The organism is Crossiella sp. S99.2 (assembly GCF_023094165.1).
Taxonomy (GTDB): domain Bacteria; phylum Actinomycetota; class Actinomycetes; order Mycobacteriales; family Pseudonocardiaceae; genus Crossiella.
The window spans coordinates 60,856-76,366 of sequence record NZ_JALMDK010000008.1; the positions used below are offsets into that span (position 1 = coordinate 60,856).

12 protein-coding genes are annotated in these 15,511 nt (G+C 66.6%); 3 read left to right on the plus strand and 9 right to left on the minus strand.

Annotated features, from left to right (window positions below; all coding sequences use genetic code 11):
- Positions 1 to 13: 13 nt before the first annotated feature.
- The gene (locus tag MZC64_RS28790) at positions 14 to 1,273 is read right to left on the minus strand and encodes a hypothetical protein (RefSeq protein ID WP_247762262.1); all 1,260 of its coding nucleotides are present in this window, start codon (positions 1,271 to 1,273) and stop codon (positions 14 to 16) included.
- A gap of 510 nt (positions 1,274 to 1,783) precedes the next feature.
- Between MZC64_RS28790 and MZC64_RS28795 the strand changes: the two genes are divergently transcribed.
- The 3 genes from MZC64_RS28795 to MZC64_RS28805 all read left to right on the plus strand — a co-directional run bounded on the left by MZC64_RS28795 (position 1,784) and on the right by MZC64_RS28805 (position 6,133).
- Positions 1,784 to 2,794 carry a replication-relaxation family protein gene (locus tag MZC64_RS28795; protein ID WP_247762264.1) on the plus strand — a complete coding sequence of 337 codons (1,011 nt, stop codon included), beginning with the start codon at positions 1,784 to 1,786 and terminating at the stop codon, positions 2,792 to 2,794.
- Positions 2,791 to 3,747, plus strand: coding sequence for a bifunctional lytic transglycosylase/C40 family peptidase (locus MZC64_RS28800; protein WP_247762266.1), 957 nt, complete (start codon positions 2,791 to 2,793; stop codon positions 3,745 to 3,747). Before MZC64_RS28795 ends, MZC64_RS28800 begins: the two co-directional genes overlap by 4 nt.
- 301 nt (positions 3,748 to 4,048) lie before the next feature.
- Entirely contained in the window at positions 4,049 to 6,133 is a 2,085-nt protein-coding gene (locus MZC64_RS28805; protein ID WP_247762268.1) for a tetratricopeptide repeat protein, read from the plus strand.
- A 1,093-nt stretch (positions 6,134 to 7,226) separates the two neighbouring features.
- On the opposite strand, the gene MZC64_RS28810 is transcribed toward MZC64_RS28805, so the two are convergent.
- The 8 genes from MZC64_RS28810 to MZC64_RS28845 all read right to left on the minus strand — a co-directional run bounded on the left by MZC64_RS28810 (position 7,227) and on the right by MZC64_RS28845 (position 15,498).
- Positions 7,227 to 8,264, minus strand: coding sequence for a DUF3560 domain-containing protein (locus tag MZC64_RS28810; protein WP_247762270.1), 1,038 nt, complete (start codon positions 8,262 to 8,264; stop codon positions 7,227 to 7,229).
- A 306-nt stretch (positions 8,265 to 8,570) separates the two neighbouring features.
- Complete coding sequence (locus MZC64_RS28815; protein WP_247762271.1) at positions 8,571 to 9,548, minus strand: hypothetical protein; 978 nt, start codon at positions 9,546 to 9,548, stop codon at positions 8,571 to 8,573.
- A 157-nt stretch (positions 9,549 to 9,705) separates the two neighbouring features.
- The gene (locus MZC64_RS28820; protein ID WP_247762273.1) at positions 9,706 to 10,461 is read right to left on the minus strand and encodes a hypothetical protein; all 756 of its coding nucleotides are present in this window, start codon (positions 10,459 to 10,461) and stop codon (positions 9,706 to 9,708) included.
- A 647-nt stretch (positions 10,462 to 11,108) separates the two neighbouring features.
- Positions 11,109 to 13,916: a LysM peptidoglycan-binding domain-containing protein gene (locus tag MZC64_RS28825; RefSeq protein ID WP_247762275.1), complete on the minus strand. Its 2,808-nt coding sequence runs from the start codon at positions 13,914 to 13,916 to the stop codon at positions 11,109 to 11,111.
- Entirely contained in the window at positions 13,916 to 14,344 is a 429-nt protein-coding gene (locus tag MZC64_RS28830) for a hypothetical protein (RefSeq protein WP_247797759.1), read from the minus strand. Before MZC64_RS28830 ends, MZC64_RS28825 begins: the two co-directional genes overlap by 1 nt.
- Positions 14,341 to 14,781 (minus strand): TadE/TadG family type IV pilus assembly protein, encoded by a 441-nt coding sequence (locus MZC64_RS28835; protein ID WP_247762816.1) that lies wholly within the window; start codon positions 14,779 to 14,781, stop codon positions 14,341 to 14,343. The genes MZC64_RS28830 and MZC64_RS28835 overlap by 4 nt, the downstream gene beginning before the upstream one ends.
- Positions 14,778 to 15,227 (minus strand): TadE/TadG family type IV pilus assembly protein, encoded by a 450-nt coding sequence (locus tag MZC64_RS28840; RefSeq protein WP_247762856.1) that lies wholly within the window; start codon positions 15,225 to 15,227, stop codon positions 14,778 to 14,780. The genes MZC64_RS28835 and MZC64_RS28840 overlap by 4 nt, the downstream gene beginning before the upstream one ends.
- Before the next feature lie 13 nt (positions 15,228 to 15,240).
- The gene (locus MZC64_RS28845; RefSeq protein ID WP_247762279.1) at positions 15,241 to 15,498 is read right to left on the minus strand and encodes a hypothetical protein; all 258 of its coding nucleotides are present in this window, start codon (positions 15,496 to 15,498) and stop codon (positions 15,241 to 15,243) included.
- Between the last annotated feature and the right edge of the window lie 13 nt (positions 15,499 to 15,511).

Consider the following 15,511-nt stretch of genomic DNA (forward strand, 5'->3'; position numbering starts at 1 on the left):
ATATCGGGCTGAGCTATAACGATCTGTCAGCCGTTGTTGGCGGGCTCTGCTCGTCGTCGGAAAGTCCCAGCAGCGCGCGATGACGCCAAGCCAGGTTCAAGCACGCCTTGGCGGCGCCCCGGGTGTTGCTATCACGGACGTAGTTGCTGATGTTCGTGAAGTCGAACGGGATACCGTGTCCATGGGGGCCGACGATGATCGTGCCCTCTCTGCCGGAGCTGGTCATCGTGGCGAAAATCGCATCGAACGCCGGTCCGTCGATCAGACACACAAGAAGCAACTCCGGCTTCCAAGTCAACGCGTCGAGGCCGATTCCGAGAACGTATGGCCGTATTTGGCCGGTTGCGCGGGCACGTGTGAGTTTGTCGAAGGGCCAATCGTGCTCGTAGTCCAGGGGGCGTCCGCCGCGGCCGTATGCTTCCTCGACATCCAGGAACTCCTCGGCGAACTCGCGCATTACTGTGCGCCACAGATCGAAGTCCGCACGCATTGCATCCAACCCGATGTCAGAGGGAGTGAACTCGCCAGCCGGGATAGTGTGAACAACGCCGGGGCCGACGACTACCCTGGCCGCATCCCGCTTGTGCATGTAGAAGCCCGCCCGGCCTGCATCGACCCTGATCGTTAACGTGACCGTTCCCAGGCCAGTTGATCGGCGAGTCAGGTCGAAAGGGTCACTCAGCCAGCGCCGATAGGAGCCTTCGAGCGAGCCCCGTCCCGCGAGATCTCTGGATGCCGCCTCAAAGGCCAGGACCTCCGTGGTGTCGAGGTGATCGAAGTAGCGGCCCTGGGTGAACCGGATTCGAAGGGTGTCCGCCGTAGTGTTGATCGAGATGGGGCGGTAAAGATACCCATCATAGAGGTGCGATCGGCCTGTCAATTGGACCAAGGCGTCACTGTAGGTGGGATACCTGTCTCCGTCATTACGCTGCGGCATGAGCTTGCGCGCTCGGATACGCGCCACATTGGATTGATCGGTGATAGGCGGGTTGTCATCCCAGTCCAATCGAATCGCCTCTACGGAAATTGGAGCAGGCAGAATCCAGCCCTTGCAGGTCAGCATCGGAACCTCGTCGTTCGCCCACTCGGGTCGCACGCCTGACCACGCCCGCGCATGGAGATGGGCTTGCTGGCCATGCACGTGCTCAGAAATCCGGACGAAGCGTCCCGACGTCCGGTCGCTCCGGCCGCGCTTCCAGTTTGCCCATGTCAGGGGGAGTCCCACCAGGCCGATCGCTACACCCACCGCTGCTACCAGCAAAGCGAGATTCATCCGACCTCCCAACGCCACCGCAGACCCTCTCCAGCGCTGACGGTACGCCACTCTCGCTGACCGAAATTCTACAGAGAACTGGCGCATCTCCTTGGTCAGCTGCAGGGCAGCACAGACTCAATCACGCTGCGATGCCGAGGTTTGACTAATATCGAACGTCCGCCGCAGCGCTGCTCCCCGAGTTGATCAGAACCTCACAGGTCCGCGCGATCGACGCCAGGATAGGCAAATCACCGCGACGCAGAAGATCGACGAACTTCTCACCCTGAGCCTGTGTCCAATGCCAGGGCTGATTGCTGCCGTCGCCAACCCTCCAAAATCGCCTCGAACACCATATGCGCCGGGTCCAGAGCTACTGCGTACGTGCAACCTGCCACAAGTAGCCTCGTGCTCCTTTCCTTGTACGCCTACATCGCTCATGCCGACGACCAGGTCGGACAGCGATCACACCGATCTGCTCAATATCGCACCCAATGCAATCCCGCCCATTTCGCCGACTAGGAGAACCAGATGATCACCAACGTCACGCCCCAACGGAAACTCCGCGGCCACCTGCCTCAACGCCCTACCCCGCGCGCCGCGGCCACCGGCGCCCACCACACCCGCCTGGCCGCCCGCCTCACCCCACGCGACCGGTGGCTGGCCCGCATGCTCTTCGAGCACCGCGTGCTCACCACCCACCAGATCGAGCAGCTGACCTTCCCCTCCACCCGTGCGGCCAACCACCGCCTCCGCCAGCTCTACCTCTGGCGCGTCCTGGACCGCTTCCAACCCTTCATCACCACCGGCACGATGCCCATGCACTACATCCTCGACACCGCCGGCGCGACCACGCTGGCCCACGAGGACGACCTGGCCCCAGAAGCCCTCGGCTACCGCCACACCACCGCCATCGGCATCGCCCACTCCCTGCGCCTGGCCCACACCATCGGCGTCAACGGCTTGTTCACCACCCTCATTGCCCACGCCCGCCGCCCCGCCACCCGGAGTTGCCTGACCGCCTGGTGGCCGGAAACCCGCTGTGCGGCCCACTTCGGCGACATCGTCCGCCCTGATGCCTACGGCCGCTGGCAGGAGGACGGACGTGAGTTCGAGTTCTTCCTGGAGTACGACTTCGGCACAGAATCCCTCACCCGCCTCACCACCAAGCTCACCGACTACGCCCGCCTGGCCGCGGCCACCGCGATCCGGACCCCCGTGCTCTTCCACTTCCCCAGCCACCGCCGCGAGGCCACCGCCCGCCGAGCCCTGGCCGAAGCCACGGCCAGCCTGGTCCACCCCGCGCTGGTCCCCATCGCCACCACCACCGCAGGCAGCAACGCGACCACAGGATGGCTGCCGCTGGCTGGACCGGCCGCCGACCAACGTCGCCTTGAACTGATCGCACTCGCCGACCTTTGGCCAATCACCAACTCGGCCACCACCACCGAGCCGGAGCGCAAGCCGACTGCGGTCCAGACCAGGTTGACGCCCCCAACGCCGATGCCCCCTTCACCCGCAGCCCCCGGGGCTCAGCCGTGAAGTTCGTACTCGCCGCGATGGCGGTCATCGTGGCGATCCCGGTGGTCCTCGCCGCCTTCCTCATCCACCTCGCCACCAGCGTGACCGGCACAACTGGCAGCCACCCCGGCGCCGAGGCCCTGGCCGACACCCCCGGCAACTACCTCGTCCTCTACCGCACCGCGGCCACCCAGTGCCCCGGACTGGACTGGAGCATCCTGGCTGCCATCGGCAAGGTCGAGACCGATCACGGCCGCTCGCCCCTCCCCGGAGTCCACGGTGGACAGAATCCTGCTGGGGCGGGCGGGCCGATGCAGTTCCTCCAGCCCACCTTCGACGAAGTCGTCCGACGCCACCGGTTCCCATCGGGCGGAGCGACCCCACCTTCGCGCTACGACCCGCATGATGCGATCCACGCTGCGGCGCACTACCTGTGCGACTCCGGCGCCCGCCATAGACAAGACCTCTACCGCGCGATCTTCACCTACAACCGGGCCGACTGGTACGTCCGCAAGGTCCTCGCCCAAGCCGAGCGCTACGCCAACGCCGCCGCGGCAGGAACCGGGAACTGCGACGACATCCAGGCACTCAGCCCGGCCGCGCACGCCGCAATTCGCTTTGCTTGCCAACAACTCGGCCAGCCCTACGTGTGGGGCGGCGACGGCGGGGCCGAAGGTGGGTTCGACTGCTCCGGGCTGACCAAGGCCGCCTATGCCCACGCCGGGATCCACCTACCGCGCACAGCGCATACCCAGTTCCACGCCGGACCCCGTGTGCCAGCCGGACAGCCACTGCTGCCGGGAGACCTCGTGTTCTACGGCAACCCGCACATCAAGATCCGCCACGTTGGCCTCTACCTAGGCAACAGCAAGATGATCAACGCGCCGACCTTCGGTCAGCCTGTCCAGATCGACGACCACCGCTACAAGGGTGACGACTTCGCCGGTGCGACCCGGCCTGCCAGCAAGGATTGACTTGCAGGTTCCGCAAACTTGACCACGTGTCCGCGTGTAGATGAGCACTATGTGATCACCTGATCAGGTACTGCGGAAGACCACCGTCGCGAGACAACAGCTGTGCTCTGCCCCGGGGCTGCCCGGCACTGCGGCAGGCACGCAAGGAGCTACCGTGCAACCCACGTGTAGTGAGCGCTCATGCTGATGAGCGGAAATCTGGCACCCAGTGTGGCGCACGCGAGTCCCCGTAGATCCCGAACCGGATCTCACCACCGACGGACTAGTCAGGAAAAGCGCTCGCGTAGCTATCCTCGGCGATGTGGTGAATGAGTTCCATGGTTTGGCCGGGAACGTTGTGCAGGCACGTAACCTCCACGGCGACGTGTACGTGCACCAGTCTCCGCGTTCCGTCACACCACATCAGCTTCCCGCCGACGTGCCGCGATTCGTCGGCCGCGAGTCCGAGTTCGCGGCACTCGATGCCTTCCTCAACCAGGGCACGGCCGTTGTCGTGATCGCGGGCACCGCCGGCGTCGGCAAGACCGCACTGGCTGTGCACTGGGCGCACCGCGTGCGTCAGCATTTTCCCGACGGCCAGCTCTACATTGACTTGTCCGGCTACGCGCCAGACGCACCAGTGAGGCCGGAGCAGGCACTGGAAGGATTCCTGCACGCGCTCGGCGTCCCGACCGGGTCTGTGCCCGCCCGGTTCGATGCTCAAGCCGCGCATTACCGGTCGATGCTCGACGGACGCCGGATGCTGGTCTTGCTGGACAACGCGGGCTCAGCCGACCAGGTCCGCCCGCTATTGCCGGGATCGGGAGGATGCCTGGTGGTAACCACCAGCCGAAGCAGCCTCGCGGGTCTGGTGTCCCGCGACGGAGCCAGCCGACTGACCCTTGAGACGCTATCCGCGACTGAGGCCGGCGCCCTGCTCCGGCAGGTCGCCGGAGTGGACCGGTTCGACGCCGAGCCGGATGCCGCCGAGGCTCTCGCCCGGCACTGTGCCCGCCTGCCACTCGCGCTGCGCATCGCGGCGGAACGCGCCGTCGCTGGCGAACACATTCCGCTAGCCGACCTGGTCAACGAGTTGGCCGATGAACGCCACCGTCTCGACTTCCTCAGTGGCGACGACATCGCCACCGCCGCACGCGCTGTGTTCTCATGGTCCTATCGCAGCCTGGCACCTGGGTCCGCACGCCTGTTCCGGCTGCTCGGTCTGCACCCCGGCCCCGACTTCGGTGTGGACATCGTCGCCGCGCTCGCCGACATGCCACCTCTCCCGACGAGAGGCCTGCTCCAGTCGCTGAAGGACGCTCACCTGATCCAGGCGAGCGGACGCGGCCGTTACCGGCTTCACGATCTGCTGCGCGTCTACGCAGCAGAACAGGCGGAAACCGAGGAGCCGCAACGAGAAGCGGCCACCCGCCGGATGCTCATCTGGTACCTCCGCACCGCGGATGCCGCTGACCGCCTGTTGCTGCCTCATCACCCGGTCATGCCGCTCGGCCTGGCGGATCTCGTGACCACGCCGGCCTCGTTCTCCTCGCGCGACGAGGCGTTGTCGTGGTGCGAACAAGAGTCCGCGAACCTGGTCGCCGCGATCCGATACGCGGCGCAGATAGGTGAACATTGGATCGCGGCCCGCTTTACCCGTGCCTTGTGGAGCTACTTCGACCTCCGCAAACCATGGTCGGATTGGATCACCGCCTACGAGATCGGGTTGTCTTCGGCGGAGCAGATCGGAGATCGTGCCCTCGAAGCGTGGATCACCAGCGCACTCGGGACTCCCCACATGGACCTCGAACGCTTCGGCGAAGCCGCCGCGTATTTCGCCAAGGCGGCGTCCATCCGCCGCGAGATCGGCGACCACCAAGGCCTGGCGGGCAGCCTCACGAACCTGGGCAACGCCTACCGCCACCTGACCCGGTTCGACGATGCCCTGGCGTGCTACCACGAAGCGCTTTCCCTGAGTAGGGCCGCGAAAGATCTCCGGAGCGAGGCCGTGACACTCAGCCGTATGGGCGGCGTCTATCGAGACCTCGGCCGGTTCGACGAGTCCCTCGATTGCCTGCAGCGTTCGCTTGCCCTCCGCCAGGAGATCGGCGACCGGCACGGCGAGGGCTTCGCGTTACATAGCCTTGGTGCGACGCTGGAACAGGTGGGTCGCTTCGCTGACGCGATCGATGCGTATCACCGTTCACTCGCCGCGTGCCGCGATGTCGGAGCCAGGCGCGCTGAAGCCGTGAGCCTGCAGTGTCTCGGCAAAATCATGGCGCGTGTCGGCGCAGTCGACGAGGCCCGCGACCTGCTCCAGCAGGCACTGGCGATCTACACTGAGCTGGACTCACCACAGACCGTAGACGTCACGGCACGCCTGGCGTACCTCGGCACCGCTACCTGACTGCTCTGCGCCTGTTGGACAGGCGCGGTCGGCCAACAACCGATCCGCCACAGCCGAGCCCTGCTGCGAGCGCTCGACAGCCCGAATGTCTGCAGGCACCTATAACTCACTTTGCCGGACAGCGCAAAGGAATTCGGTCAGCAGCCACACAAGAGTGCGGCATAATAAGTGGTCAATCACTGCGAAACGAGCAGCAGCCCGACGTACAAGTGGTCAGGTGCTTGCGGAACCTACGTCAATGGCACTCTCCATGTTAACGAGGCAGTCGCATGCGCAGATGAGTGCTACGTGATCATTTGCTCAAGCATCTCGGAAGTCACGACCCCAGCGAAACAGGGGCGACGAGCACCTTGGTGATTTCTGCCGTTGAGGATAGCCATAGACGCCCGCGTGAGACACACAGCGGGATCCACCAGATAGCCGCCCCGATGGACCTAGAAGAAGAGGGATCGAATCGCCATAGTGAGCATTCATAATCACTCAATTAGTTGCATCGCCCTAGAATTGCGGAAAGCTGTGCAATGATTTGTGCCGATCTATGTCTTTAGTTGTCACAGCAAAGGAGTCCACGGGTGTCCACAAGTGTTGTGATTGCTGTAGCCGCTGGAGCGAGCGCTCTCGCAGCAGTCATCAATCTGGTGATCGCAGTCGTCCTGGCTCGGATAGCTCGCCGGAACGCAATCGGCAGCGTTTTCATCTGGGCGGCCGATTTGTTATCGAATGATGAGTCCGTCAAGGCAAGACGGGAGCTGTTTCGCGATCTAAGAATCCATCGTGAGACCAGTGGCACACATAAGGAAATGGAGCCTTCACTTAGGGAGAACTTCGAGAAGGTATGTCGCACGTACGATCTTGTTGGAATTGCTACTCATAACAAGATGCTCCCGCATGGAATCATAGCAACCGAATGGGGAAATTCGATCATAGAGCTACATGAGCTATGTGAGCCATATCTAAATAGCATCCGAAAGGAACGCGGGTCCGATTTTTGGAACAACTTCAGTCAGCTCTATATCGAATCTGTGCGGATTTGGAAGCCTGGCGCGGAGCGGTCGTCGTTAGATCGATGATCTAGATCGGTCGAGCCATCGGCTTATCCACGCCGGTTGACACGGTGGTCGCGAATCTGATCGTAGCGAACTGTAGAGGTGAAACACACGCCAGACTGCATCGGCATGAAGTTGATCGTGACCGACTTCTTGTTTACTCGGACTACCTCGGCCCAGCCGATCTTGTCCTGTACGAAGTCGCCTTTCTTGATCTTGTCTGGGCCATAGTCGTTTGCCGTGCCGTCGGCCAGATGCTGCTGGCGCATGGCGCGCCAGTGGTCGAACTGGTTCTCGATCTCGATGTGGGCCATCTCCTCCCGCGCCCGGGTGACCCACTCGGGTGTGGGATGGCGACCTTCTCGACCGTCATGGACGGCGGTGTCCGCAGGCTGGTCATGGTCTCCGTTGAGTGCGTGTTGCCACCTGCGCAACTCCGCTTCCAGGGTGCGGATTCGGCGGGTGACGCGGAGCGGGTCTTGACGGTGCTGCATGTGTTTTCGCGCGGTGTTCGCGCGGCGGCTGGTGTGTTCGGCAGTGACGGCGAGTTCGGCGCTCTGGCCGAGTTTGGTCCAGCCCCGTTCCCTGCGGCGCAGATCGCGCTTGTAGCTGTGGTGGCCGACCAGCAGGGGCTGGCCGTTGTCCGGGAAACAGCATTCGGCCTGCTCGGCCAGGCTGGCCGCGGTGTTGTTCTGGCCGGCGGCCTTGGCCTGCAGCGCCTCGGCGCGCTTGTGCATCCGATCTGCGCGCTCGGCCTCGGAGACGTGCATGTCCCGCGGGGTGGTGTCCAGGTGTACCGCGACTCGGTAGCCGGCCTGGCGGAGATGCTCGGCCGCGTGCTCGATCTGTCCGCGGCGGGCCGGTTTGTCGCGGCTCCTGCGGATGTACCAGGCGCCGTCGTCTCCGTCGGGTGTCACGATGTGCCGGGACCACTTCCAGCCGAGTCCGGCGCGCCCGAGCAACTCGCCGGCGCGATCTCCCTTGGAGGTTCCGCCGAGGATGGTCCCCTGTTCGTAGGAGTGCCAGATGGTCAGCTCCCGTGTCCCGGATTCCCCCGCCGGTGCCGAAAAGTTCTCGGTGTTCATGTCGCTGTCCGTCCATTGTGGATCCGGGTGGTGCCGGTTCGAGGCAGCCCAAGGCAACGCGGGCACAGCCGGTCCTGTCGGGGCATCGGCTGTTCCGGGGCCGCGCGAGCGACTTGGCGCGCGAGGTTGGGACGCGCCCTAGACTGAGCACCTGGCGCCCCTGGGCGCCGGGGTCGGTGCTCCTTGTGGGCGTCGATGTTTGGAGAGGCCCGGCGGGTGAGTTGCCGCATCCCTTGGGATGTTTCACCCGCCGGGTTCCACCACCGACCCGCTCACCACAGCTGGGTTCCGGGAACCGCCTGCCGGTCAGGCAACCGCCATCTCCGCGACCGGCCGCTGCTGGTCACCGTCGGGCGCCTCAGTGGCGGCCAGGTCGGATGGCTCGGGGCTCGCCGAGGTTGCCTCCAGTCGCCCAAGGATGAGATCGGCGACGGCAAGCACCCGGTGCGCACTGGCATGGGCGGTGTCGCGGTCGGTGGCCCAGTGCGCCACGTAGGGCACGGAGTAGGCCAGGCTGTCCAGGCCGCAGACCGCGGTCACGATGCAGGCCACGGACTCTGCTTCGACCTCGCACAGCGCGCGGAGAGCTGCGGGGCGGGTGTCGTGTTCGCAGAGGATGTGGGCGAGTTCGTGGGTGAGGGTCTTCGCCGCCTGCGCACTGGCCAGATCCTCCCGGATGCTCACCCGTCGGCGGGTGAAGTTGGTCCGGCCGTTGGCGGGGCCGCAGTCACCCCGGTCGATCGTGTAGCCCAGGGCGCGGATCTGGGTGGCGATGCCGTCCCACAGGCCGGCCGGAGCGTCACCGGAGAGCGCGCGCGGCTGCGCGACGGGCGCCGGGGCGGGCGGGGTGTCCTGGAGCTGGGAGACGTCGACGACGGGCACGAGCATGAACCCGGACAGGGTCTTGCGCTGTTCGGGCTTGTCCTCGGTGGTAGCCGCCGTGGGTGTGGTGGTCTCGTCGGGGTTGGGCTTGCGGAACACCGGCTTCCAGATTTTGATCTTGTGGGTTCCTTTGCGCATGTAGCCGTAGCCGAGCTGTTTCCACTCCGAGTGGGGGCGGACGTCCCTGGCCTCGGGGCACTGCTCCAGGATCATGATCAGGTTGTTGAGGCTGTAACGGCGCAGCCACGCGCGGGCGGCGATGAGCTGCTGCCAGCCCTCGGCGCTCATCAGCTTGTCGACGCCGTCAAGCAGCTGTTGCCGGGCGACGGAGAGCCGTTCTTCCCGTTCTTCGGGGGTGAGGCTGCGACGGCTGGTGCGGCGGGTCTTCGTGGCGGTGGACATGGCGAACTCCAAAAGGGGTTGGGTCGGGGTGTGGAGAGGGTGCGTGGTGGGGGTTGCCGTCCCCGGTCCGCGCACAGATGTCCTGTGTGGACAGAGCAAAGGTGTTGCCGGGCACAAGGTTCAGGACCCGCGCGGATCTGCGTAGCTCCGGGTGTGGTCAGGAGATGCAGAATCCGACCTGACCGGCCTTGCAGTGCGGGCACGGGACGGTGCCGTTGTCGCTGACCTCGCCGAGGGTGTCGAAGTCCCAGCCGCGGGCAGTGGTGTCGCCTTCGGGCCGGAACCACCACGAACCGGACTCGGCGCCCCACCGGCTGCCACAAGCTGCGCACTCGGCCCTGCAGTGGGAGGCGGCGAAGCCTTCGGTGTCCAGGGCGCGCAGCGCCAGGCGTTCGGCGACGACATCGGGGTGTTCGTCGGGGTCGAAGTCCATGGCGGCCGCGCCGACCAGGGTGAAGAAGAGATCGCCGACCAGACCGACGAGGTACCAGCCGGCCGGGACGATGTGGCTGCGCTCGGTCAGCTCCCACTGGTCGGAGTAGGCGTGCCCGGTCCGGGCCAGGCGGTCGAGTGCCTCGCGGGAATGCCAGTACCGCACGCCCAGGACTACGAAGGGCCGGAGCACGTGCACGGCGAGAAGTCGGCGGCCGGTGTTCAGGTAGGCATCGGTGTACGGCTCGGACCAGACCGTGCGCACCTCGGCCAACCCGGTTCGGGCCAGCGCGTGCAGGACGCCGGCAGCGTCGCAGGCGGCGATGTCCGGCCGGTCCACGCGCGGTGGAACGTCCGGGCGGAGGTCGGCCATGGGGACCGGGGTGTACGGCGTGACGGCGTAGGCCGTTGCCTCGGACGCGGCCAGCAGCAGCGCGTCGTTCAGGCGCCGGCCCCACGGACGGTCTGCCGCGGCGAGCACGGCGCGAATCGTCTCTTCGGCATCAACGTTCAGAGAGTAGTCGGAGACATGAGTGTCAATGCAGGTCATTGCAGTCATCCCCTTTGCGGGATCAGGCGGACATTTGGAGAGTGAACCGTCAGCTTCCGGGGTTGCCGTCCCTTTGTCCGACACCTTCGACGCTACCCTGAATTTCGGAAAACACAAGGTGGAATTCGGGTGATTCTCATGATTCTTTTCAGTCTGAATAGGTGCGACATACGTATTATCAATGGTTCGATTCACTCAATTTGACCCGAGAGCAAGAATGCTTGACGGCAGCGAAAGGTGAGGTAATAAGAGAGTGAAAATGTCGAATATATACTTGCTGGGAGTTGGGCGGGCGACAGAGGCTGGTCGTCGATCATCACCGAGCACACCGCCGCCGCGCCCAACCTGTTCAGATGCCTACCAGCAGGCGAGTCGGCCCCAACATCGGTAGCCCCGCAGGTGGCAGCTACCAGTGACTTCGATGGTCGGCATCCCTGCCTGCCTAGCTGGACGGGTGCGAGGAAGCCCGGCTGGCGCCCTATCGGGACCGTAGGACCGGCTTCAGTGAGATCGCACCGCCACGGGCCATAGGCCCTACGAGTGGTCAGCTCGGATCGGAATTCGACTCCGGCTTTTCCCTAACCTGGCCTGCCGGAAGGCACGTTCCGGCCGAGGCGTTCCATATCCTCGACGAGCTTCTCGGTGTCACGACTCGGGTGTTGTTCGATGTCGTGCAGGCTGGCGATCAGCAGTGCGTGCGTGCGCCTGATGGCATCGAATTGTCCTAGCCGCGCCTGCGTGCGGATGATACTTCGGTAGATGTCCTCATTATAGGGGTCGAGTAGCCGTGCGCGCTCCAGCAATCGCAGCCGGATGTCGGGATTGTCTTCAGCGCGAAGGAGAAACCCGAGGGCGTCCAGGGCATCGCGGCGGGCGGCTTCCCTCGGCGCGTCCAGCCAGGTTCTGCTGAGGTCCTCGGCCAGGTCGCCGCGGTAGAGGTCGAGAGCCTCGGCCAGACCGCGGTGGCGGGTCTCGGTGGATCGGTCTCGGCTGGTGATGGTGCTCTGGAAGCGGTGGTAGTCGGTGCTGACCAGGGTGTGGTCGAGGTGGTAGCGGCCGTCGTGGTTGCGGATCAGGTTGGTGATCTGGCTGCCGGTTGCCGTGCGCATGGCGTGGCGGAGCCGGGAGAGCGTGTAGTGCATGGCGTTGTAGGGGCGGGAGGTGGGGCTGTCCGGCCAGATGGCCTCGTTGAGGGCCTCGCGGCGGACACCGCGCGGGTGCAGGGCCAGGAAGACCAGGATTTCCCACTGCTTGCCGGTCAGCGCGCCGGTGAGGTCGTGCAGTTCGCCGCTGTCGACCCTGCTCAGCCGGAGTTGGCCGAACACCTGGAGCCGGAGCGGAGCAGCCTGTTGCTCGGGTTCGCCGGGGCTGGCTGGAGTCGACGCGATGGTGGGTGCGGTGTCGGCCGGGGTGGTCGGCGTGGAGCGGGTCGCCGGCACCTCGGCGGTGGTTTCGAGGACGGTGACTTCGGCTCTCGCCGGTTCGGGCGGGATGGCCGGGCGCTCCTCCGGGGTGGCGGCCTGGTGCAGCACCGCGAGCACGTCGGCGGTGTCGGTGGCGGGCAGAGTGAACAGGCGGATGCCCGTGAGCTGATCTCCCTGGTTGGACTCGGTGGCTGAGGTGGTGCCGTCCGGCGCGACGTGGACGGTGGCCCCGTGAGGCCAGGGGCCGAGCAGGATGGCGGCCAGGTTGAGGGCGGTGCCGTGGTCGAGGATCGCCTGGAGTCGATGCTGGTCGGCGGTGGGCCGGGCGAGCAGGACGAGCTGCTCGCGCTCTGGTGGGAGTTGGCGGGTTTCGGTGGTCAGGCGCGTGTGGGTGAGCAGGGCCGCCTCCATCTCCTCCAAGGCGGCCTGCAAGATCGGCGTCACGGTGATCGCCGCGGGCAGGCGCGTGGTGTCGACGCCGTCGAAGACGGTGTCCACGTCGTTGCGTGGCAGCAGGATTCGCGTCCGGCGCTGGTGCTGGGTGGCGGTGGTGAGCAGGTGGAGCAGCAGGGCTCGGGCTGCATCTGCGGCGCCGGGGCCCTGCAGGCCGAGGCCGTGGGTGGCGGCCAGGTTGAGGGCGAGTTCGTGGCCGTCGCGGACGCCGAGGATGGCCTGCCCCAGTGGAAGGGCCGGCGTGGATGGTGCGGCGGGGAGGGCGTGGTCGTGGGCGATGCGCAAGGCGCGGACGACCGGGGCGAGGGGCTGGTGCAGGTCGGCGCGCTCGCCGCTGCCTATTCGATAGCGGCGGCGTTTCCGGAGGGCGAGGGTGGCCAGCGCGGTGGTGACCGCGGTGGCCAGGCCGAGGCTGACGAAGGCACCGGTGGACAGCTCGAACCCTGCTTCGGCCGGGGCCGGATCACCACGGTCCGCGGGCTCGTTCGGGGCCGGAGTTGGCGGTGCTGAAGGGGGTGGAGAAGGTGGTGTTGGAGGTGGTGTTGGAGGTGAGGGCGGTGGTGGCGCAGTGATCCAGAGTTGCCAGCCGGGGCGGAGATGGTCCGGGTTGGTCCAGGCGCGGCCGTCGGGTTGGGGGCGGTGGTGGTTGTCCTCCCACAGCCGCCACCAGCCGCCGTGGTGGCCGTACTCCCGTTGCGCGATCGTGGAAGCGGTCTCCCCGGCGGCGACCGTCACCGCGACCATCCCCGCGGGCGTGGTGCGGGCCGGTGGCGGGAGCAACAGCACGTCGCCGGGGTAGAGCAGGTCGGGGTTGGGGATGCGGTCGGCGTTGAGACGGTGGATCTCGTGGTAGCGGCGGGGATCGCCCAGGTGGGTGTGGGCCAGGCTGGTCATGGTGTCACCGGGCCGCACGGTGATCCGGGGGCATTCCGGGCGCACCGCCGGGTCCACCGTGCGACGACCCGCCAACCCGCCGTCGACAGTGAACGGCTTGCTGTCGCTGGCTTTCGGGGGCCCGATGACGCGGTCGGGGTCGTGCACGGCGGTGGCCACTGTTCTCGACCCGGTGGCGGGCAGGGCCAGCGCGGACTGGGGCAACAGCGCGATGAGGACCGTGGCGATCAGCCCGGCGATCCACCGCCGCGGACCGACCCCGCCGCGCAGGGTGCGGATGCCGTGGCGCAGTTGGTGGATGGTCTCGGCCAGGACCAGGCCGAGCATGGCCAGCCAGGTCACCCAGAGCACCACCAGCAGCAGACCGGGGATCAGCGTGCCGGCGCCATAGGCGAAGCGCAGCCGGTGCCAGGCCGATTCCAGCCACGGGAGGATCTCCTCTCGCCGCGGCAGGTCGTCCAGTCCCGGTAGTTCGTCGGGCAGCAACTGCCGCGGGTCGCTGCCCACAGCCAGCAGTCCGATCGGCAGGCCCACCACCAGCGTCAGCACAAGCAGCACCGCGCCCAGGCCGCGGGCGATGTCGGCCCAGCCGCGAGGTCCTGCCCGGCCGTCCATCACCGGTCCCGACGAAGCGAGGTTGGTCCGGTGCCGATGTCGAGCCCGGCGGTGGCGGTGCCGGTGACGGTGTAGTGGGAACCGAGCAGACCGATCCGGGCCTGCTCGGTGCAGCGCACCTGAACGAGCACTGTGCGGGCGGAGGTGATCTCCACCGTGCCGGGGCAGCCGGAGCGGGCCAGGTGGCCGCGGGCCGCGGTGTGGGCGGCGGGGACGTCGAGTTGGATCGGGTTGCTGCGAGTGTCCACGGCGGTCAAGGCCGCGCGGGCGGTTTCGGCGGCGAGGGCATCAGCACGGGAGTAGGCGCGGATCTTCCCGGTGCCGTCCACGACCAGGGCGAGCACCAGCACCAGGGCGAAGCCCAGGATGGCGGTCATGACGCTGACCGCACCGCTGTCGTCCACACGGTGCCGGGTCGCGGGGTTCATGTCCGGCCCCGGAAGGGATCCAGGGGGCTGATGAAGGTGTCCTGGAGGAACTTGCTGCCCGGAATGGGGAGGGCGAGGTCGGCCAGTTCGGCCACACAGGTCACCGTCGCGGACACCATGGCCGGTTGGCCGGGCGGGACGGTGAAGCCGGAGGTGTCCACACTCACGGTGAGGCTGCGGCAGTGCAGATCCTGCTCGGTGAGCACCCGGCGCGCGGTGGCGGTGGCGGTGTGCTGAGCCTGGGTGGCGGTGCGGGCCAAGGAAGCGGTGCGGGCCGCGGCGATGGCGGCGTCGGTGACCACGGTGTGGGCAAGCATGACCCGGCCGGCGGCGATCAGGACGGTGGTGAACAGCAACAGGACCGGAATAGCCGCGGCGGCGAACTCCACGCTGACCGACCCGTCCGCGCTCCCGCGCCGGGGGTGGCGGCGGGTCATCGCGGGTTCCCGGTGTCGTTGGGGGTGGTGAAGCGTTCCTTGGCGCCGGTGACGCTGCGGGTGATGCGCAGGTCCAGGCCGGGGATCGGGACCAGGCGGAGCACGGAGGCGGTGACCTCCACGCGCACGGTGGTGGGCGTGCTGCCGGTGGTGCTGACCGCGGAGTTGGTGACCAGGCCGTTGCCGGTGCGCTCCAGGAAAGCTCGGGCGGCGGCCTGTCCCTCGGCCGGGGTGCCGGTGAGCGTGCGTACTGTTTGCAAGCCGTGCTGGGCGGCGGCCTGGCACAGACTGCGGGCATACCAGTACACCCCGGCCTGCGTAGCGGCGGAGAACAGCAGGAAGAACAGGGGCAGCAGCACCGCCAGTTGCACGGTCGCCGCTCCACGATCCTTCCAGCGGTGCCGCAGCATCGGGCTATGTCCTGTGTGGACGGTGGTGTTGTTCATGGTGGACCTCGGTTTAGGGCAGTTGGTCGAGGTACTTCTGGGCGATTGCCTTGTAGGCGGCCCAGACGAGCAGGGCCAGCGCGACGCCCAGTGCGATGCCGATGGCGATCTCCACCGTTTCCACGCCGTCGTCCCCGCCCCGGCGCCTGCCGGTGCGGCGACGCACGGTGGTGGCCTTCTCGGCCAGGTCGGTGACGGTGAGGACGATTTGGAGTGCGAGCCGGTGCGGGAGGTTTCTCCAGCGGTCCGGGGCTCGGGGTGAGCGGAGCATGAGATGTCCACAT

Coding starts and splice junctions, on each gene's coding strand:
- MZC64_RS28790 (WP_247762262.1), bottom strand. CDS start 1,273: ATGAATCTCGCTTTGCTGGTAGCAGCGGTGGGTGTAGCGATCGGCCTG.
- MZC64_RS28795 (WP_247762264.1), top strand. CDS start 1,784: ATGATCACCAACGTCACGCCCCAACGGAAACTCCGCGGCCACCTGCCT.
- MZC64_RS28810 (WP_247762270.1), bottom strand. CDS start 8,264: ATGAACACCGAGAACTTTTCGGCACCGGCGGGGGAATCCGGGACACGG.
- MZC64_RS28815 (WP_247762271.1), bottom strand. CDS start 9,548: ATGTCCACCGCCACGAAGACCCGCCGCACCAGCCGTCGCAGCCTCACC.
- MZC64_RS28825 (WP_247762275.1), bottom strand. CDS start 13,916: ATGGACGGCCGGGCAGGACCTCGCGGCTGGGCCGACATCGCCCGCGGC.
- MZC64_RS28830 (WP_247797759.1), bottom strand. CDS start 14,344: ATGAACCCCGCGACCCGGCACCGTGTGGACGACAGCGGTGCGGTCAGC.
- MZC64_RS28835 (WP_247762816.1), bottom strand. CDS start 14,781: ATGACCCGCCGCCACCCCCGGCGCGGGAGCGCGGACGGGTCGGTCAGC.
- MZC64_RS28840 (WP_247762856.1), bottom strand. CDS start 15,227: ATGAACAACACCACCGTCCACACAGGACATAGCCCGATGCTGCGGCAC.
- MZC64_RS28845 (WP_247762279.1), bottom strand. CDS start 15,498: ATGCTCCGCTCACCCCGAGCCCCGGACCGCTGGAGAAACCTCCCGCAC.